Origin of the sequence: Corynebacterium sp. H113, assembly GCF_037572315.1 — a bacterium.
In the GTDB taxonomy this organism is placed as follows: domain Bacteria; phylum Actinomycetota; class Actinomycetes; order Mycobacteriales; family Mycobacteriaceae; genus Corynebacterium.
In genome coordinates this window covers 1,172,178-1,191,728 of the sequence record NZ_JBBHKZ010000002.1, presented here as the reverse complement: position 1 = coordinate 1,191,728, position 19,551 = coordinate 1,172,178, and the positions used below count along the sequence as shown (strand labels likewise).

The window sequence follows — 19,551 nt, the reverse complement described above, 5'->3', positions numbered from 1 at the left end:
TTCCGAACCCGGAAGCTAAGTCTGCCTGCGCCGATGGTACTGCACTCGGGAGGGTGTGGGAGAGTAGGTCGCTGCCGGCATTGTTTTTGTGGGGGTCTGGTCCTTGTGGGCTGGGCCCCCTTTTTTTGTGTGCCCGCACTCGAACACACAAGCGATAGCTGCCATGACTGCCCGATAGGTGGCGAAGTGAATGACATCTTGCCCCGTAAACTGCTGCCAGCAGTTTCTATTGCTGAGGAGCAGTAATTTTTTGCTCCTGTCAGTGCGCGACGTGTTTGTCTATCAGGTAATATCTTCGAACTGAATAGCATTGTTTTTGTCGAGGATACGTATGTGCCACCACCTATCGGTCGGCTGGTTTGTACATAGGAGCGCAGCATGAGTAACCCATATGGTGGCGACAACAATTTCGGTGGCCAGAACAACGGTGGCCAGCCGAATATGCCAGGTGGCCAGCCAGGAGGTCAGTACGGTGGCTCCGGTTGGGGCGACCCAAATGCTGGCGGTGGCTTTGGTAGCCAGCAGGGCCACTCCTACGGTGGCCAGCAGGGAGGCCAGCAGGGTCAGCCATATGGAGGTCAGCCGTATGGTGCACCGCAGGGCGCCTCTGCATACGGAGCTCCGGGTGGCCAATCGCCGAAGAAGTCGTCGGGAAGCAAGATGTTGGTGCCAGCGATTATTGCTGCAGTGGTCGTGCTTGCTCTGATCGGTGGCGCTGCGTACTGGTTCATGACTGCCGAGAGCCGTGCTCTGAAGGGTGCTGTGAAGGGCATCGAGGAAACGATGAATGCGGCGGAGAAGGAAACGTCGCTCGTCGCAAGCAATAAGTTCGTCTGTGAACAGTACCGTGGCGATGAAGCAAAGCTGAAGGAAGTGGACGAGTCCCTTAGCGATTTGACTGATGGCTTTGATGTTGAGCAGATGCGCAAGGACCTGGGCATCGAACGTCCAGTTGTGAATGAAGACACCGTGGCATTTACGGATGATTCTCGCGAGACCGCCACATTGACTCACAACAACCAGAAGTTGGCCTTCAAGAAGGAAGACGGCAAGTGGTTGGTCTGCGATAAGTCGATGAATATGAAGGAGATGGAGAATCTCAACGAAATGCCAGGTTTGGGCGACACCGGCCTGGATTCTCTGCCGAGCTTCGATGACACCATGAAGGACTTCGACGAGTCCATGAAGGAATTGGACAAGATGCTCGAGGATCTGAACCTCGACACACCTACTCCAACTTTCTAGTAGATCGCGTAGAGAACGCGTAGGTTCGTCTTCAATCTCATTGGCCCCCAGCTCAACGCTGGGGGTCTTTCCTTCTTGCCTGTTCTAGGTCTGCATGAAGCGACTCGCGTCAGATAGCTGGCAGTCTATTCATCGTAGCCGTGTCCCTGCCAATCCGCCCAAGGTACTAAACTTTCGGTCTATGACTATTACTGCTGCCGCTGACGGTTCTTCCCTCGGCAATCCTGGTCCTGCCGGTTGGTGTTGGTTTATTGATGACACTACGTGGGCAGCCGGTGGTTGGAAGAGTGGTACAAACAACCGCGGTGAATTGATGGCGGTAGCGGAATTGCTGAATGCTACCTCGCACCGCGCTGATGAGGATTTGCATGTTTTGTGTGACTCTCAGTACGTCATCAACTCGGTGACTAAGTGGATGCCAGGTTGGAAGCGTAAGGGCTGGCGGAAGCGAGATGGTAAGCCTGTTCTGAACGTCGATATCTTGAAGCTTATCGACGAACAGATGTCCGGCCGCTCAGTGACATTTGAATGGGTTAAGGGCCATTCCGGGCATGGCTTGAACGAAGCGGCTGATGAACGTGCTCGGGCCGTCGCAACGGCATATCAGCGTGGCAGTGCGCCTCAGCACGGCCCAGGCTTCCCAGGGGCTGGTGCGCCACTCCCTGGCTCCGATGACTCGATTCCTGCTGACTCAGTTTCCGCTCCTTCGTCTTTCTCGGCACAGTCCAAAGGAGCCGGGCTTGGCGACGACGGAGTGCAAGATGGTTTGTTTGATGTAGCGGAGGACGTCGTAAAGCAGAAATCTGTGGCGATGAGCGCTCGAATTTTGCAGAAAACGTTGCTACGAGCTGTTGCCCGTGCTCACGGTGGGGATGAAAAGCGTTTGGAGTATCTAGCAAAGAATGCGGTTTTGGTTCCTACCGGGTTGAGTAATGCTTTTCCGGAGTGGTTGGGGCACGAGTCGCTGGTTGATGGAGCAAAAGTTGCGGAGTCCGGGACGACTGCGGTTGTAGTGATTGATAGTGATCTGGCGACTGCGACGTCGACGTGGGATCTTAGTGGTGATGGAGTGCTCGTTGCTCATCATGTGGCGTAGGGATGTTTTGTCGGTGAATCTGTAATCGGTAATGCGGAGTTTGCCTGGTATTCTGGGCGGTTGAAGTTTGTGGGAAACCAGGCAAACGTAGATCTGATTTTCTAGTTTTAGTTTTTCAATGATGAAGGAGCTCCCAATACATGGCTGAGCACGAAGGTTCACGTTCGGGCGATAACCGCGGTCGCGGACAAGGCGGTCGCGGAGGTCAGGGAGGTAATCGTGGCTTCGGCGGACGTTCTGGTGGACGTTCGGCAGGCCGCTCTGGTGGAAGGCCCGGCGGTCGACCAGGTGGTCGTTCGGGTGGCTTCGGTGGCCGTGACCGTCGCGATGATCGTGGGGAGCGTCGTGATGATCGTCGGGGTGGTTACGACCGCGACCGTGGCGAGCGTCGTTTCGATGAGCGCCGTGACGATCGACGCGGTGGCTATGACCGCGACCGTCCTGACGATCGTGGGGAGCGCGGGGAGCGTCGTTTCGATGAGCGCGGAGAGCGCCGTGGTGGATTCAGCGGTGGCCGTGGTGGCCGCGATCGGGATGACCGTCGTGGGTTCAGCGGCGGTCGCGGTGGTCGTGATGATCGTCGTGGCGGTGGCAACCGCAGGTCGAACCGCGGTGGTCAGCGTCAGGATGAGCAGCGTACGCAACGAACCGGCCCACAGCGTCCAGGATTCCGCGAAGAACGCATTAATGCTCGTATGAACGAGCCATCATTGCCAGACGACATCCGTGCTGATGAGCTCGATCCAGCCGTACGCCAGGATCTCAAGAGCCTGTCTAAGGACAATGCTGACGCAACCGCTCGTCACATGATCATGGCTGCAATCACGCTGGCTGAAGATCCACAGTTGGCGCTTCGTCACGCTCGAGCAGCAAAGGATCGTGCCGGTCGAGTCGGTGTCGTCCGCGAAACCGCAGGTGTTACCGCATACCATGCTGGTGAGTGGAAGGAAGCTCTCAGTGAGCTGCGTGCCGCTCGTCGAATTTCGGGTGGCGCTGGTTTGTTGGCAGTGATGGCTGACTGTGAGCGAGGTTTGGGTCGTCCAGAAAAGGCGATTGAACTTGCCCGTTCCGAAGAAGCCAAGCTTCTCGACGCCGACTCCAAGACTGAGCTGGCCATCGTGGTGGCCGGTGCCCGCCGTGATATGGGACAGCTGGACGCTGCGTTGCTGGAGCTGGAACAAGAGAATCTTGATCCAACTCGCGAGGACTTCGAAGCAATTCGTTTGTTCTACGCCTATGCCGATGCGCTAGCAGCAGCCGGCCGCACTGAAGAGGCGAAGGAATGGTTCGAGCGCTCTGCGAACTTGGATCCGGAGGAAGTTCTGGATTCCCGCGATCGTATCGACGAACTGATGTCTGGCACGCCATCTGAAGAATCGAATGAAGGAGAATAGATGACTTCGGCACAGCTAGCGAGCTGCTATGACGCAGCTCTGTTGGACCTTGACGGCACAATTTATGAAGGTGACCGTGCGGTCCCTCATGCACAAGAGACTCTGGCAGAAGCTGGCTTGCCAATGTTGTTTATTACCAACAACGCATCCCGCCCACCGCAGGTGGTAGCCGACCAACTCCAGGGGCTGGGCTACGAGTGCTTTGCCGAGGATGTCATCACGTCTGCGCAGGCTGCTCTCGATATGGCTAAGGATGTTATTCCTGCTGGTTCGAAGGTATATGTGCTGGGCGCTGAGTCCTTCAAGGAGCTCGCGCGCGAAGCTGGATACATCATTGTGGACTCAGCTGACGACGAACCGGCTGCCGTCTTCCAAGGTCTAAACCGTGAAATGACCTGGAAGCAGATGTCAGAAGCTGCGCTTGCCATTAATCGTGGCGCGAAGTACTTGGCTTCAAACCTGGACACGACGTTGCCGGACGAGCGCGGCCGCATGGTGGGTAACGGTGCTGTTGCTGCAGCATTGACGGTCACCACCGGTGTGGAACCAATGAGTGCAGGAAAGCCGGAAGCCCCAATGTTCCACTCGGCAGCTGCGCGCGTTGGTGCGCAGAAACCACTGTGTATCGGTGACCGTCTGAACACGGACATCGCTGGTGGTAATGCCGCCGGCTATGACACGTTGATGGTAGTCACGGGGATTTCGGGTCATCACGAAACTCTGACCGCAATTCCAGCGGAACGCCCAACCATGATCGGTGCCGATATGCGCGCATTGCTCGCGCCGATCGAGCATGCGAAGCCGCAGCCCCAGGCTGGACTGATCGCAGAAGTCGATCCTCAGGATCCGTCGACGGTCATCTTGTCCGGGGGCGATATGAACGATCCGCGTTTTGCCGATGCAACTCAGGCTGCAGTGGCTGGATTGCTCACGGCTGCTTCAGTGGCGTGGGCCGCCGATACGTCCGACGAGAACGCAGTACCGATCACCAGCGTGCGACCGGATTCTGAGGCTGCGCGTATCGCTATTGCTGCGTGGCGGTGAGCTACCGATGAGTAACTCTTTTCCCACGCCGGGACCTCGGCCAGGAGCAACGCCAGGACCGACGCAGTCGCCGATGCCCCAGGCACCAATTGCTCCCGAACAGCTTCGCAACGACGTCGCCGAAGTTCTCGACCGCCCAGCCCCAACGCCAGCAGACCATGCAGCACTCATGGAAGAGGCTCACGAACTGTTGCAGCAAGCATTAAGCAAGGGGAATGGGGGCGCTCGTGGCTAAGGGCTCGGTCCCCAAGCGCCGACTCGATGCTGAATTGGTTCGTCGCAAGATAGCCCGTTCGAGGGAACAAGCCGTCGAAATGATTCGCGCCGGTCGAGTCACTGTGAACGGCATGGCAGCATCGAAGCCTGCAACTGCCGTGACCGGAGATGTGTCCATTCGCGTGGCCGATGACGGAGAACAAGACGATTGGGCATCCCGCGGCGCACACAAGCTCCTCGGCGCACTTGCCGCATTTGAGCCACAGGGCCTCAGCCTGAAAGACCGACGCATTATTGACGCAGGTGCATCGACTGGTGGGTTTACGGATGTGTGTCTGCGTCGTCAAGCTCGAGAAGTCATTGCAGTCGACGTAGGTTATGGCCAGTTGGTGTGGCGCTTGCGTGACGACGATCGAGTCCTGGTGCTTGACCGCACGAACGTGAGGACGTTGACCCCTGAAGCTACCGGCGGTCTGGCAGATGTGATGGTGGGCGATTTGTCGTTCATCTCGTTGAAGTTGGTCCTGCCTGCGTTGGTCAGCTGTCTAGCCGAAGGTGCGGACCTGCTGCCCATGGTCAAACCGCAATTTGAGGTGGGGAAGGATCGACTCGGACACGGCGGAGTTGTGCGTAACGCTGCGTTGCGTGAAGAAGTAGTGCTGGAAGTTGCTAACTTCGCTCGCGAGCTGGGGCTGTCAGTGAAAGACGCTGTCGCAAGTCCGTTGCCTGGTCCTAGCGGAAACGTCGAATTCTTCCTCTGGCTCGTGAAAGATGGAGGCAAGAGCGATCTCGGTGACGACGGTGTTGCAGAGGCAATCGCACGAGCAGTCAAGGAAGGCCCACAATGACTGAGTCACATCGTAATTCCAACGTCCGCGAGATTCTTCTCGTCCCACACACTGGGCGAAGCGCAAACTTGAAGGCTGCAGCGGAAGCAGCTGAACTGTTGGAAGCTGCTGGTGTTCATGTGCGAGTGCTGGCGGGAGACCACCCAGAAGCACTCATGCGCCATCCTGTGTTGGGCAAGTTCCCCCGATATGGACATTCGCCACAAGCTGCAGAAGGATGCGAGCTGGTGCTCGTCCTTGGTGGCGACGGTACTTTCTTGCGCGCCGCCGATATTGCGCATTCCATGGACCTGCCGGTGCTGGGCATCAATATGGGGCACGTCGGTTTCCTCGCTGAGTGGGAGCAGGAATCGATGAACGAAGCCATCACGCGCATCATCGATCGCAACTGGCGAATCGAAGACCGCATGACCATCACCGTGACCGTTCGAGATACAAATGGTCGGGTAATTGGCACCGGATGGGCGCTCAACGAAGTGAGCATTGAGAATCTGAACCGTCGTGGCGTGCTCGACGTGATCTTGGAAGTAGATGGTCGGCCGGTCAGCTCCTATGGCTGTGACGGCGTGCTTATCTCAACTCCGACTGGCTCGACAGCATATGCCTTTTCGGCGGGCGGTCCGATTCTGTGGCCTGAACTAGATGCGATTTTGGTGGTTCCAAACAATGCACATGCCTTGTTTGACCGCCCGATGGCCGTTGCTCCACAGTCGACGGTTGCTGTCGAGACCAATCCCGAAACATCCTCAGCTCAGGCCGTGCTCGATGGGTTCCGGCCAATTGCGATGCCACCCGGAGCGCGTGTCGAAATCACCCGTGGCACACAGCCAGTACGGTGGGTACGGCTTGACTCGGCACCTTTTGCTGATCGACTCGTATCGAAATTCCGCTTGCCGGTGACTGGTTGGCGGGGCCCACGGAGGTGAACCGCACACTGTGCTGACTGAACTAAGCATTCGTAATCTCGGTGTCATTACCGAATCGACAGTCGAATTCAGTCCTGGTCTGACGGTTCTCACAGGTGAAACCGGCGCGGGTAAGACGATGGTCGTAACCGGTCTGCGACTGCTGTCCGGAGGACGCGCTGACGCTGGACGCGTCCGTTCTGGCGCTGACAAAGCTCTTGTAGAAGGACGTATTTCCACTGATGATGTGGACGATGCGCTTTCCGACGACGTGAACCGCATCGTCGCCGAAATCGGTGGGGAACGAGACGAGAATGATGAAGTCCTGCTTGCTCGACAGGTATCGGCCAAGGGGCGCTCGCGAGCATGGGTAGGAGGCCGATCGACTCCTGCTGCGAGTCTGGTCGACATTTCTGGCCTGGTGCTGGCTATTCATGGTCAAAATGACCAGCTGAGACTTCTTGGCGCTGACGAGCAGCGGGCTGCACTTGATCGTGTTAATCCAGCTGCTGCGGCGAAGGTGCTTGAACCGTATCGAGAGATCCGACAGAAGTGGCGAGCTGCGAAGAAGGACCTGGAGGAGCGGACGTCGAAACGCCGTGAAATGGCGATGCGCGCCGACCAGCTTACTTTCGCCTTGAAGGAAATCGACGATGTCGACCCTGAACCCGGGGAAGACGAAGAACTAGCGACGATGATTCGTCGCTTGGAAGATGTCGATGGTCTGCGCGAAGCTGCGACCCAGGCGTTGGTGAGCATTGATGGTCCAAGTGCGTTTGGTGCCGAGTCTGACGATGAAGGCGCTGCGGATTTGCTCGGGCATGCACAGCAACAGCTTGCGGGAACAACGGATCCAGAGCTGACGGAGCTGGCGACGCAGCTTGGCGATGTGACGAGTACTCTCGCCGACATTTCTGCCTCATTGGGTTCGTATGTGGCCTCGTTGCCAGAAGAAACTGAGTCGCTGGATTCGCTGTTGGATCGGCAGGCGGAGATCAAGAACCTGACCCGTAAATATGCCCCGGATATCGATGGTGTTCTGGCGTGGCGTGACAAAGCCCGTCGCAAGCTGGACAGTCTCGATGTATCTGGCGAGGCTTTGGAAGCACTGGCAGCACAGGTCGACAGCTACGAAAAGGAGCTCGCCAAAGCTGCTAAGAAGCTGACCGCACTGCGGGTCAAGCACGCAAAAATGCTGGCCGAAAAAGTAACAGTCGAGCTGCATGGCTTGGCGATGCCAAGTACCTCGCTGGTAGTCGGTGTCTCCGACTCTGGTGAGTTCGGCCCATACGGCCGAGATACTGTGCAGTTCCAGCTGTCTGCTCACAAAGGTGCGGAACCGCGTCCGCTTGCGACCAGCGCTTCAGGTGGTGAGCTGTCCCGCGTAATGCTCGCGCTCGAAGTCGTTCTTGCTGCAGAAGACGGTGGCGGAACCCTTGTTTTCGACGAGGTCGATGCCGGAGTTGGCGGTCGCGCAGCGGTCGAAATCGGACGCAGGTTGGGCAGGTTGGCGATGAAGCATCAAGTTATCGTCGTCACGCACCTGCCTCAGGTTGCGGCGTATGCAGATACGCATTTGCGGGTCACCAAGAACGTGGGCGAAGATTCGGTGACATCTGGTGTGCACACGCTTGACGACGATTCGCGGGTCGAGGAGCTCGCCCGGATGATGGCGGGACTCGACGATACGGAGTCGGGAAGGGCGCATGCTCAGGACTTGTTGGATACCGCTCGGTCGGACCGGGCAACCTTCTAGTTTTGGTTGAGGTTTAGGCCGGGATACCGGCGCGCCTCCACATGTTGGCGGGATCGTTGAGCAAACATGAAGGCCATGAGTCTGTTCTCCAAGAACGATCCACAACTTCCGGGTCATGTAGGTACCGTGCGCGACGGTTCACGACCGGAACGCGCATTCAAGAAGCTCACACAGGGCGATATTCTCGTCATTGATGCTCCAGATTTGACGCGCCCCATGGCGCAGCGTCTGATTGACGCTCAGGTCGGAGCAGTTATTAATGCCAGCGAGTTCACCACTGGCGCACAACCCAATTATGGTCCGCAGATGTTGGCGGATTCTGGCATCGAGCTTGTGCAGAATGCTGGCGACAGGGCATTTGCGAAGCTGAAGGATGGCAAGACTGGTCGCCTGCATGACGGCACCCTGTACTACGGGGACCGTCGAGTTGCCTCCGGTGATGTCGTCACCGATGCAGAGCTGGCAACTGCCTTCGATGAAGCTCGCACCAGTTTGGAAGACCGCCTTGAAGCGCTGTCGGGCAACTTGGTTGAATTCGCAACGACGGAGTCGCCACTGTATGTTGATGGTCTCGGCATTCCAGACGTCGAACAGTCAATTGAAGGTCGCAAAGTCATCATTGTTAGCCCAGGGGAGAACCACCGGGAAACCCTTGGTCGACTGAAGAACTTCATCAATGAGTACGACCCACTGCTGATCGGCGTCGATGCAGGTGCCGACACGTTGGTCGACATGCATTACGAGCCGGACTTCATCATCGGCAACCCGTCCGACATCGACTCGGGGTCGCTGCGCGCTGCAGAATGTGTGATTCTGCCTGCTGATCCAGACGGCCATGCCGCAGGACTGGAGCGAATTCAGGATCTGGGTATTGGCGCGATGACGTTCCCTGCTCTGTCGGATAATGCGACCGATCTCGCGCTGGTGCTGGCTGAGTACCACGGTGCCGAAATGATCGTCAATGTGGGTGCTCCGCTTGACCTCGACGATGTCTACGGCAGCCCTGACCAGAAGCACATTCCATCTGCGCTGTTGAGCCGATTGAAGGCTGGTCGCAAGCTGGTGGATGGCGAGTTGGTTGCTGATCTTTACCAAGTCAGCGGACGAGGCTTCGGTATTGCCTGGGCAATCTTGGCAATCTTCGTTGCTCTCGCCGTCATCATTGCTATCGCAGGTACGTCCGGTGATGGTTCGGTTTCGGAGAACTTGATTAATACGTGGAACTCCATCGCGCTGTGGTTCCAGGGTCTATTTAAATAGCCCGCTGACGTAAGGGATTAACGATGGCGAAGAATCGTAAGAGTGGTCGCGGTGCGGCTGCGGTGACAGGCCTGGCATTGGGTGTTGCAGCTGGTACAGCGCTGGGCGCATATGTGCTGGCTCCTGAAGGTGGCATTACCCTGGGCAGTTCCTCTGGCGCAGCGCAGGAACGCGATACTGCCGTATCTGAGCGGGATCGAGCAATCATCCGGGCTGATTCGGCGAACGAGATTATCGAGCCACTGACTCAGGAAATCGTGAAGGATGCTCTGAAGGACACGCCAGTCGTGTTGGCAATTGCTCCTGATGCGAAGCAAGAAGATGTCGACGCCGTCGCTGAAACCTTGAAAGCAGCTGGCGCTCCCGACGGAGGCCGGTTGAATCTCACCCAGAAGTTCATTTCTCCAGAGGGTGCTGACGGACTCAAGGATGTCGTCAATAGTGCACTTCCAGCCTCCGTTCAGTTGGACCTTGACCGTCGCGAACCTGGTCGCCAGGCGGGACAAGCATTGTCAACCGTGCTCATGCTTGACGACGAAGGCGGCGAGCAGGCAAGTGGTACTGACCGCAAGCTCCTCCTCGAGTCTCTTCGTGATGGAGGCTACGTCGAATACAAAGACGGAACACTGCGTCCATCTGCGGCCGTGGTGCTTGTCACCGGTGCTGGTCAAGGTGAAGGCAAGGACCCGGCGTTTGGTGCCACCGTGCTCGCTGACTTCGCGGAGGCGTTGTCGGATTCCGGGCCTGTGGTCGTCGCAAGCCAGCCGGAAGCAAGTGAAAAGGGTGGTGTTCTCGCTGCACTGAAGGCCAAGAAGAGCAACTCTGATTCGCTGAAGTCGGTGGCAGCTATTGGTGATCCGGCTGGTCGAGTAGGTGTCGTGCGAGCTATTGTCGAAGCGCGCGGTGGGGTGGAAAAGCCTCGTGACGCAGCGTCCGAATCATCGGAGGCACCGGAGGAATCGGAGTCCGCGGAAGCCACAGGATCCGGCGCATCCGAGGCGACTGGCTCTGCCGACGCCTCCGAGCCAGCTGCCGAGACTGAATCGGCCGAGGCAACAGAACCAGCTACTGCATCTGAGTCTGAAGCTGCAGAACCTACCGAAGGCGCCTGATCCCAGTGGCTGATAGTCCGCATGTTTTCGAAGTCGTTGATTCGGAAATTCTCATTGAGACTCCGATTCTCGCGTTGCGACGTGACCACGTCGTCATGCCTGATGGCAAAGTACATGCGCGGGAGGTCGTGGAGCACTTTGGTGCCGTAGCCATCGTCGCGCACAACGATGAGGGCGAAATCTGTATTTTGCATCAGTGGCGGCAGACGGCACAGGATCGCTTGTACGAATTGCCTGCTGGCATTCTCGACATTGCGAATGAGGATCCGCTCGTCGCAGCTAAGCGTGAGTTGATGGAAGAAGCAGGGATGGCTGCTGAAAAGTGGTCGTTGTTGACGGACATCTTCGCATCTCCCGGTTTCGCCGAAGAGACTGTGCGCATCTACTTGGCGGAGGATCTCACCGAGGTAGATCGCCCTGAACCTGGCGAAGAGGAAGCCGATATGACCATGGCCTGGGTTCCGCTGGAAGAAGCGGTGGCTATGGTCTTGCGCGGTGATGTTTCCAATTCGATCGCGTTAGCGGGCATTATGGTTGCTCATCAAGTGTTGAGTACGAATGCGGAACGCCGTAGCGTCAACGAATCGTTCACTATTAGGCCCACCAATCTTGCTTCACGACGAGTCGCCATGCTCGGCGAGAACGCCAACCTAAAGAATGTCCCGCGCTAAGAAAACGCGCAGTGAACTGACCGGTCCTACCGCTGCAACGGCGGGAGCATATTTTGACTATCTCGCCGTCGAAAAAGGTGTGTCGGAAAATACGCTCGGCAGCTATCGACGTGACCTTGCGAAGTACGATGCCTACTTGCGGGGGATTCGTCGTCAAGATTTGCGCGAGGTCACTGAGCTAGACATCACGGAGTTCTTGGCTTACTTGGCTAAGGGGGATGAGGCTCGTGATGTGAAGCCGATGGCTGCGTCGTCGGTAACGCGGACGTTGTCAGCGGTGCGAGGACTGCACAAGTTTGCACTCGGTGAAGGCGATGTCGATGTTGATGTCGCCGCGCGAGTCAACCCACCAAAGCAGCCCAGCAGATTGCCAAAGGCGTTGCGCATTGATGAAGTGGAAACACTGATCGATTCCATTCCCGCCGGAGACGTAGCGACTGTTTCTGACATCCGCGACAAGGCTCTGGTGGAGTTGCTGTATTCGACTGGCGCGCGTGTATCGGAAGTCGTAGGGCTTGACATTGACGATATTGATCGGGAGCAGCATCTTGTTCTGCTTCGTGGCAAGGGTGGCAAGGAACGCATCGTTCCGGTCGGCGGACTTGCCATGGAGGCCGTTGATGCGTGGCTGATTCGAGGGCGTCCCGCATGGGTGCGGATGAATTCCGGTCCAGCCCTGTTCCTTAACTCTTTGGGGAGGAGATTGTCCCGCCAATCTTGCGGAAACATCTTGTCCGAGCTTGCTGGGCGTGCTGGTCTTGCTGGTCGGGTATCTCCGCATACGCTTCGTCATAGCTTTGCGACGCACCTCATGGAAGGTGGTGCGGATGTTCGAGTGGTGCAAGAATTGCTGGGGCATTCGTCGGTGACCACGACACAGATTTATACGATGGTCACTGCAGATAATCTTCGGCGCGTGTGGGCGGGTGCTCACCCGCGTGCGACGTGATTGTCGGTACAGTAAAAGAGATGTCACCGTCCACGGTTCTAGTCAAGGAATAGAGGTTGACGACAATGGGTGAGGGTCTGTTTAGCTCCGGGAAGTCCGAAGAAGTCCAACTAGGACTCACTGGACGTCCTTTGCGTGAGCTGCCTGAACCACGCCCGCTGGAGTCACATGGGCCGGCGAAGATCCTCGCAATGTGTAACCAGAAGGGTGGCGTAGGTAAGACCACCTCGACCATCAACATGGGTGCAGCGTTGGCTGAGTTTGGCCGTCGCGTGCTTCTCGTGGATCTTGACCCGCAGGGCGCACTATCGGCTGGGTTGGGTATTCCTCACGAGGATCTCGACCTGACGGTGTACAACCTTCTCATCGATAGCTCGACAGATGTGCGAGATGCCATCGTGCATTCGTCGGTAAGCGGTTTGGACTTGGTTCCAGCGAACATCGATTTGTCCGCTGCGGAAATTCAGTTGGTAAATGAAGTGGGGCGTGAGCAAGCGCTTGGCCGTGCGCTGCGTCCAGTGATGCGCGATTACGACTACATCATTATCGACTGCCAGCCATCGCTTGGGCTGCTTACTGTGAACGCGTTGACGGTCGCGCAGGGTGTCATCATTCCAATGGAATGTGAGTACTTCTCGTTGCGTGGTTTGGCGTTGCTGACGGATACCGTCAATAAAGTCCGCGATCGTCTGAACTTCAACTTGGAAGTGCTGGGCATCTTGGTGACAATGTTTGATCGTCGTACCTTGCATGCTCGCGAAGTAATGGGGCGAGTCATTGAGGTCTTCGGCGACACAGTCTTCGATACCGTGATCACCCGTACCGTGCGTTTCCCTGAGACGTCGGTGGCGGGCGAGCCGATTACCACGTGGGCACCCAATACTCCGGCAGCTGAGCAGTACCGCAATCTTGCGCGAGAGGTCATCGAACGCACTGCGGGCTAGCGTCCTCGGTGCGAAGGCGGACACTGCATGGCCGACGCTGAATTCGTTCAAGAAGAAATCACAGGGTTCCAGGTAGCCCTGTCGAATTTTACGGGCCCTTTTGACCTGTTATTGCAGCTCATTGGCAGCAAGAAGATGGATGTTACTGAGGTTGCTCTCGCAGCCGTGACCGACGAATTCATCGCCTACACACGCAGCCTTGATGCTGTCTCCAACTTGGATGAGATCACCGAGTTTCTGGTTGTTGCGGCAACTCTGTTGGATCTAAAGACCGCTCGCTTGCTTCCGCGTGGCGACGTCGACGACGAAGAAGACCTAGCCCTGCTCGAGGCGCAGGACTTGCTGTTTGCACGCTTGCTTCAGTACCAGGCGTACAACAAGGTTGCCGACATGTTCGCGCAGTGGGAGAGGAACGCACCCCGCCGATACCCACGTGCGACCGGGCCAGATCCAGAGTTTGATGAGCTGTTGCCACCGGTACAGCTCGGTATGAACTCTCAGGAGTTTGCTGAGTTTGCGGCCGTCGTCATGCGTCCGAAGCCACCGGAGACTGTCGGTGTGAGTCACCTGCATCAGGTTGAAGTGTCGGTGCCGGAGCAGGCGGGCCGGATTCTGGACACGTTGCGGGTCGCCGGTGAGGGGACGTGGATGACGTTTACCCAGCTGACTTCGGAGTGTCGCGTGTCGATGGAAATTGTTGGGCGATTCCTCGCGTTGCTTGAGCTGTACCGTGCGAAGGCCATTGGTATTGACCAAGAGGAAGCGCTGGAAGAGATCAATGTGGCCTGGACCGGGCTGGATGTGGATCCGGCTGTGGTGGCGGCGGCGAATTGGGAGTAGCCGAGGAATCCTGCCGGTGTCGAAGTCGATTGGGGGATTGTCGCTTCATTGCTATGAGAGGTGAATGAAAAGCGTGCTCGGGTTTGATCGATTCGTGTGACCTAGGCGCTGAAGTGGCATGATAGTTTCATGAGCGAGAATTTCCTTAGGGCACTTGGACTTCCTGGTGACTGGGAAGCTGCGATGCAGGCAATCGAAAGTGGCGACCAGAAAATAATTGATGCAACCGAGCTGTATAGGTACGTGGCAGTCTTCGGTGATCCTTCTGGCTGCTGCGTGGGATTGGTGGATACGACTACTGGTTTTCCACCGAGGCATTTACGGTTCACGGAGTAAGCGGTCATACCGTCACTGGATCGCCGTCCAGCTGTCGTCTTCGATGCGGTGGGCTACCAGGTCGATGCCGGTGTCGACGCGGCCGCCGTTGTAGCGCCAGTCAGTCCAGCGGACGACTTCGTCGAATTCGTTTTTCAAGGTCGGATCAGTACGGAAATAATTGACCATCAGCTTTTCAAAAGCGATGCCATACTTGCCCTGCGGTTGATTGTCGCGCAGCTGATCGAGGACCTCGGAAAACTTCGTCATAAGAAATATTGTGCATGAAAAGACTCAAGTGCTGATTGAACTTGAGGCAATCCAGCGCGTTTAGGTGTGGCGCGCCGTGCTTGATGCTGGTGCGTAGAGATATTTAGCCCGCTGACTTTGCAGACCGGCTGCATCCAGTAGCGGGCTTCGTTTCGTCTACCAGCTCGAGGTTTCGCTCGTACGCCCAGATTCCGTTGTCGCAGTGCAAAAGGTCGAAGTGAATCCTTTCTTCGCTGAGCAGTTGGTGGTGGGCTTCGGTGATCAGAGCAGCAGCTTCTTTGGTGTTTACATCAGTGCCTGTCACCCTCTTGATAAAACGAAGAATCATTGTGTCTGCCTTGACCTTTTGGATTCCGAGGTTCATGAGGAAGTAATCGGTAGTGACATCGCCGATCCCCAAAACACTTTTGCATTCTTTACGGAATAGTTTTTCATTCCTTTGGTGTGTCGGCTTGTTGCTATCAAGGAAGTCATTGATGCTCTTGGCTGAGTCCAGTGCGGGGAGAGCATCTTTTAAGGGGGGTGCTGTTTCGGGTGACTGGGAAGTTAGCCTTTTGGCTACTTGAAGGGCTGCGAAAGCCTTGGTTGTCGAGCGCGGGCTGCTTGGCGCTGCACGATTATTCCCCATAGCTTCGACAATGTCCGATTCAGAAGCCTGACAGAAAATCCGCAGCGAGTTTTCCCAACCATGCAATTCCTTTAGGTTGTGGCGCAGCTTCTTGAGCCGAGTGCTCATGGTGTTGTAATTGCTTTGCACACTGTAAACAGCGTCGATCAGTGCCACGGATACTTCGTTGGGGTAGCCGCCCCCATATCTGTCGAAGTACTGCTTCTCTGGATCGCAGTTGATTCCGCGAATACGTAGAATTTCATCCTTGATGAGGCCAATATTTCCAGCAGTATCCATACATGCAATGGTACGTAGTTTCCTGGTTGAAACTTGCCTCTATTGCAGCTGCACCACCATGTCGTCCCTGTAACAGTCACCATTCCCTCAAAGATCATGCGACCCTGTAGCGTAACCTAACGCTCATGAGCGAAAGCACTGCACCAACATCCGCGGACGGTTCAGCACCCACACCCGCCACCGGCGCACTCCCACACATCGAACCCTTGCGCGCCGGGGTCGAGGCGATTCTGCTGGTCATCGACACTCCGGTGCAGCCGATTGCGATCGCGCACGCGCTCGATGTTGATGTACCTGAGGTCATGGATGCCCTCGTCGAGATTCAATGCGAACTCGACGCGCGGAGTTCCGGCATGGAGCTGCGGGAAACTCCAGAAGGATGGCGCTTTTTCACCCGACCCATGTACGCGACTGCGGTGGAGCGTTTTCTTCTCGACGGTTCGCAAACCAAGCTCTCCCGCGCTGCATTGGAAACCCTTGCCGTGGTGGCATACCGACAGCCAGCGACTCGTGCACAGGTATCGGGTGTCCGCGGAGTCAACGTCGATGGTGTGATGCGTACCTTGCTGGCGCGTGGACTCATCGCGGAAGCGGGCGAGGAGCCAACTACCGGCGCGCATCTTTACGTGACTACCCAGCTGTTTCTCGAATTGCTGGGCATCGATTCGTTGGAGGCGCTGCCGGATCTGGCTCCATTGTTGCCGGATGTCGAGCTTATCGACGAGCCGAACGGCCTCTAGGCCAGCAAGTTCATACTGCTTAATACTCAGTGCTCCGCAGTTTCTTCTTCCGGCATAGCTCGCTTAATCCAGGGGAGGAAAACAGCTGTGAGTCCAGCAAGCGCAATCGCTCCGATACCGATGGTGAGGAAGTACGACAACTCCGCAGAGTGATTATTCGGGTCATACGAGGTCGACATCATGCCGGCAAATGCAGTGCCGACGGACATCGTCATGAAGAACAACGCAGAGAAGCGCGTCGCGTACTTTTCTGGTGCCAGGGCTGTTGCGGTGGACATTCCCACTGGACCAACGTGCAGCTCGCCGAAGGTAATAATTCCGTATGCTGCGACCAGCGCAACGAGCGGAACCGTGCCGTTATCCATGCCGGTGTAGCCGATGAGAGTCATCACACCAACACCAGCCAGTGCCGCGCCGAACAGGATCTGCGTTGGAGTGCTCGGAGCCTTTTCTCTGAACTTCAATCGTGCTGCCGCCAATGGCGTGGACAGAAGCAAAATGAAGATCGGGTTTAACGATTGCGCCCATGCTGCGGGAGCCTCGAAGTCACCGATCATGCGGTCGGTACGGATATCTGCGTAGACCGCAAGCGCGCCGAAAGTCTGATTGAGAATTGCCCAGAACGCAACAGACACGATGAAAAGCGGGATAAACGCAGCAACCCGGCGACGCTCGGTGGCGCTAAGGGAACCGTCGTTAAGCATTTGCGCAAACAGCCCAATGGTGACCGCAAGTGTTCCCCCGAACATGACCGTTGCAAGATCGGACAAAGCCAGCACGCCAGCGGACACGAGTACGACGAGAACCGCGATGATCACGGCAATTGCCACGACCACAAGAACAATCGTTCGGCCTGGCGCGCGGTTTGCGGGCTTTTCGACGACGTCGCGGATATCTGCACGCCACGAGGCGGAGAGCGGTCGGCGGAGTGCGTGGTAGTGGATGAGCCCAGCGATCATGAGTGCAGCAGCCACAGCGAAGCCGATACGGTAGCCGTATTCGACGGAGATCCAGCCAGTGAGGAGCGGTCCAAGGAGGGCGCCGACGTTGATGCCGAAGTAGAACATCTGGAAATCGGAGTCGCGACGTCGGTCAGTCAGGGGTCGGACGTGCCCGAGCAGGGTAATGGCGGAGGTCTTCAGTGATCCCGAGCCGATGGCAACGAGGAAAAGACCAATGGCGACACCAGCGCCACCAGGGATGAGAGACAATGCCAAGTGCCCGAGAACGAGAAGCCACGAACCAGCAAGAAGCGTCTTTTCGGCACCGAGGAGGCGGTCGCCAATCCAGCCACCGGCGATGGTGCAGAGGTAGACAAGGCTTCCGTACGCACCCATGAGTGCGGTCGCAGTCGTTGTCGGCAGTCCGAGGCCTCCATTGACCGCGGTGTCGTACAGGTAGTAGGCCATGATGGCCTGCATGCCGTAGTAGCTGAAGCGTTCCCACGTTTCGACACCGACGAGAGCGGGGATCGCGATCTTCGGGGAGCCGAGAGGGGTGCCTCGCTGTTTATCTGCGATCGCAACCCTTGATCGCTGTTCAAGTTTGGACATAAACATATCCTGGAATGCGGGCTGCACATTTGCAAAGCGCACAGCGTCGTTATGCCCCCTGGCCACCCCTGAACAGTGTTCAGGGGGCATGGTGAAAGGCTAGGGTTGAAGATCGTGTTAGCACCTAACTCGACTCCTGATACCCCCGAAGTAGCCGGGGTAAGCGCCCGCGATCTCGCATCATTTGACGCCGAACACATTTGGCATCCGTATGGGCCCATTCCATCTCCGGTCCAGCCGATCCCAGTGGCCTCGGCATCTGGAACCCGCCTGTCTCTGGTCGATGGTCGAGAACTTGTCGACGGCATGAGCAGCTGGTGGGCCGTGTGTCACGGACACAGTCATCCACGACTCGTTGCTGCGGCACACAAGCAGATCGATACCTGTTCTCATGTGATGTTTGGGGGTTTGACGCATCGCCCGGCAGTAGAGCTGACCCGCAAATTGCTCGACCTGACCGATCCAGAACTCACGGCCGTGTTCTATTCCGATTCTGGCTCTGTGTCGGTTGAGGTCGCCTTCAAGATGGTGCTGCAGTATCAGCGAGCCGTCGGCAAGCCGGAACGGAACCGGATGCTGACGTGGCGTGGCGGTTACCACGGTGACACGCGGGCACCAATGAGTGTGTGTGATCCCGACGGCGGGATGCACGAGCTGTGGGCGGGGACGTTTACTCCGCAGATATTCGCGCCGGTACCACCTGCGCGGGGTGCGTCGGCGGAGGTTCGCGAGCAGTATTTGCAGGAGTTTGAGGCATGCATTGATGACACGGTGGCTGGTGTGATCATCGAGCCGGTCGTCCAAGGCGCGGGCGGGATGCGCTTCCACGACCACGAGTTGCTGGTGGGTGTGCGTGAAATTTGTGATCGTCACGGATTGCTACTAGTCGCCGACGAAATCGCCACGGGATTCGGACGTGCTGGCGATTTGTTTGTCACCGCAGCAGCGGGTGTCACTCCAGATGTGCTCTGCGTTGGCAAGGCGCTGACCGGCGGATTCATGTCCCTCGCAGCAACCTTGACGACGACTCACGTCGCCACAGCGATCTCCAACGGTGAAGGCGGAGGCCTCATGCATGGTCCGACGTTCATGGGTAATCCGCTGGCGTGCGCTGTGGCTGCGGAGAATCTCGACATGATTGCAGAAGGTGCCTGGCGCGTTGACGTCCCCCGGATTGAACAGATGTTGAAAACCGGATTGGACCCGCTACGTGGCGAACCCGGGGTCGCTGATGTTCGCGTGCTCGGTGCGATCGGCGTTGTGGAGATGGAACGGCCGGTTGATATGGCATCGGCAACGGCAGCATGCGTCGATGCCGGTGTTTGGCTGCGACCTTTCGGCAAGCTCGTGTACACGATGCCACCGTACATCAGCACTGATGTCGAAGTGACCTCCATTTGCCGAGCAATCGCTGCGATCGTGGCAGCAGAACAGCGCGCCGACGCAACCGCAGCGCAGAACTAAGCACGTACAGTAGGGACTAAGA

General features: G+C 57.2%; 19 protein-coding genes, 1 rRNA gene and 1 pseudogene. 18 read left to right on the top strand and 3 right to left on the bottom strand.

Annotated elements, in window-relative coordinates:
- The 16 genes from rrf to WG938_RS06495 all read left to right on the top strand — a co-directional run.
- Positions 1-80: ribosomal RNA gene (gene rrf, locus WG938_RS06570) — 5S ribosomal RNA — on the top strand; the annotation flags it as partial.
- A gap of 298 nt (positions 81-378) precedes the next feature.
- Positions 379-1,245, top strand: coding sequence for a hypothetical protein (locus WG938_RS06565; protein WP_339978697.1), 867 nt, complete (start codon positions 379-381; stop codon positions 1,243-1,245).
- Between the two features lie 181 nt (positions 1,246-1,426).
- On the top strand, positions 1,427-2,341 hold the full coding sequence (locus tag WG938_RS06560; RefSeq protein ID WP_339978695.1) for a ribonuclease H family protein: 915 nt from the start codon (positions 1,427-1,429) through the stop codon (positions 2,339-2,341).
- Between the two features lie 140 nt (positions 2,342-2,481).
- Positions 2,482-3,735: a hypothetical protein gene (locus tag WG938_RS06555; protein ID WP_339978693.1), complete on the top strand. Its 1,254-nt coding sequence runs from the start codon at positions 2,482-2,484 to the stop codon at positions 3,733-3,735.
- Positions 3,736-4,779, top strand: coding sequence for an HAD-IIA family hydrolase (locus WG938_RS06550; protein WP_339978691.1), 1,044 nt, complete (start codon positions 3,736-3,738; stop codon positions 4,777-4,779). It begins immediately after the preceding gene.
- 7 nt (positions 4,780-4,786) lie between these two features.
- Positions 4,787-5,014, top strand: coding sequence for a hypothetical protein (locus tag WG938_RS06545; RefSeq protein WP_339978689.1), 228 nt, complete (start codon positions 4,787-4,789; stop codon positions 5,012-5,014).
- On the top strand, positions 5,007-5,843 hold the full coding sequence (locus WG938_RS06540; RefSeq protein WP_339978686.1) for a TlyA family RNA methyltransferase: 837 nt from the start codon (positions 5,007-5,009) through the stop codon (positions 5,841-5,843). Before WG938_RS06545 ends, WG938_RS06540 begins: the two co-directional genes overlap by 8 nt.
- Complete coding sequence (locus tag WG938_RS06535; RefSeq protein WP_339978683.1) at positions 5,840-6,769, top strand: NAD kinase; 930 nt, start codon at positions 5,840-5,842, stop codon at positions 6,767-6,769. Before WG938_RS06540 ends, WG938_RS06535 begins: the two co-directional genes overlap by 4 nt.
- A 10-nt stretch (positions 6,770-6,779) precedes the next feature.
- Positions 6,780-8,504 (top strand): DNA repair protein RecN, encoded by a 1,725-nt coding sequence (gene recN / locus WG938_RS06530; protein ID WP_339978680.1) that lies wholly within the window; start codon positions 6,780-6,782, stop codon positions 8,502-8,504.
- Between the two features lie 66 nt (positions 8,505-8,570).
- Positions 8,571-9,764: a putative cytokinetic ring protein SteA gene (gene steA / locus WG938_RS06525; protein WP_339978677.1), complete on the top strand. Its 1,194-nt coding sequence runs from the start codon at positions 8,571-8,573 to the stop codon at positions 9,762-9,764.
- Positions 9,765-9,787: 23 nt separating this feature from the next.
- Positions 9,788-10,876 (top strand): copper transporter, encoded by a 1,089-nt coding sequence (locus WG938_RS06520; protein WP_339978674.1) that lies wholly within the window; start codon positions 9,788-9,790, stop codon positions 10,874-10,876.
- Positions 10,877-10,881: 5 nt separating this feature from the next.
- Complete coding sequence (locus tag WG938_RS06515; protein WP_339978672.1) at positions 10,882-11,547, top strand: NUDIX hydrolase; 666 nt, start codon at positions 10,882-10,884, stop codon at positions 11,545-11,547.
- Positions 11,534-12,496, top strand: a complete 963-nt coding sequence (locus tag WG938_RS06510; protein WP_339978670.1) for a site-specific tyrosine recombinase XerD — start codon at positions 11,534-11,536, stop codon at positions 12,494-12,496. Before WG938_RS06515 ends, WG938_RS06510 begins: the two co-directional genes overlap by 14 nt.
- 65 nt (positions 12,497-12,561) lie before the next feature.
- Positions 12,562-13,440, top strand: coding sequence for a ParA family protein (locus WG938_RS06505; protein WP_339978876.1), 879 nt, complete (start codon positions 12,562-12,564; stop codon positions 13,438-13,440).
- A gap of 27 nt (positions 13,441-13,467) precedes the next feature.
- Positions 13,468-14,280 (top strand): segregation and condensation protein A, encoded by an 813-nt coding sequence (locus WG938_RS06500; RefSeq protein WP_339978668.1) that lies wholly within the window; start codon positions 13,468-13,470, stop codon positions 14,278-14,280.
- A 129-nt stretch (positions 14,281-14,409) separates the two neighbouring features.
- Positions 14,410-14,616, top strand: coding sequence for a hypothetical protein (locus tag WG938_RS06495; protein ID WP_339978666.1), 207 nt, complete (start codon positions 14,410-14,412; stop codon positions 14,614-14,616).
- A 15-nt stretch (positions 14,617-14,631) separates the two neighbouring features.
- Here WG938_RS06495 and WG938_RS06490 read toward each other — a convergent pair.
- Together WG938_RS06490 and WG938_RS06485 are read right to left on the bottom strand one after the other, a co-directional pair.
- A pseudogene (locus WG938_RS06490) lies at positions 14,632-14,865 on the bottom strand (restriction endonuclease); the annotation flags it as partial.
- Positions 14,866-14,968: 103 nt separating this feature from the next.
- Positions 14,969-15,772 (bottom strand): hypothetical protein, encoded by an 804-nt coding sequence (locus WG938_RS06485; protein WP_339978660.1) that lies wholly within the window; start codon positions 15,770-15,772, stop codon positions 14,969-14,971.
- Positions 15,773-15,897: 125 nt separating this feature from the next.
- On the opposite strand from WG938_RS06485, the gene scpB reads away from it, so the two are divergent.
- Positions 15,898-16,512, top strand: coding sequence for an SMC-Scp complex subunit ScpB (scpB, locus tag WG938_RS06480; protein ID WP_339978658.1), 615 nt, complete (start codon positions 15,898-15,900; stop codon positions 16,510-16,512).
- 26 nt (positions 16,513-16,538) lie between these two features.
- Here the strand turns inward: scpB and WG938_RS06475 are convergent, their stop codons facing one another.
- A complete protein-coding gene (locus WG938_RS06475) occupies positions 16,539-18,065 on the bottom strand; it encodes a peptide MFS transporter (protein ID WP_339978656.1) in 1,527 nt (508 codons plus the stop codon).
- 114 nt (positions 18,066-18,179) lie between these two features.
- On the opposite strand from WG938_RS06475, the gene WG938_RS06470 reads away from it, so the two are divergent.
- A complete protein-coding gene (locus tag WG938_RS06470; protein WP_339978653.1) occupies positions 18,180-19,529 on the top strand; it encodes an adenosylmethionine--8-amino-7-oxononanoate transaminase in 1,350 nt (449 codons plus the stop codon).
- Positions 19,530-19,551 lie beyond the last annotated feature (22 nt).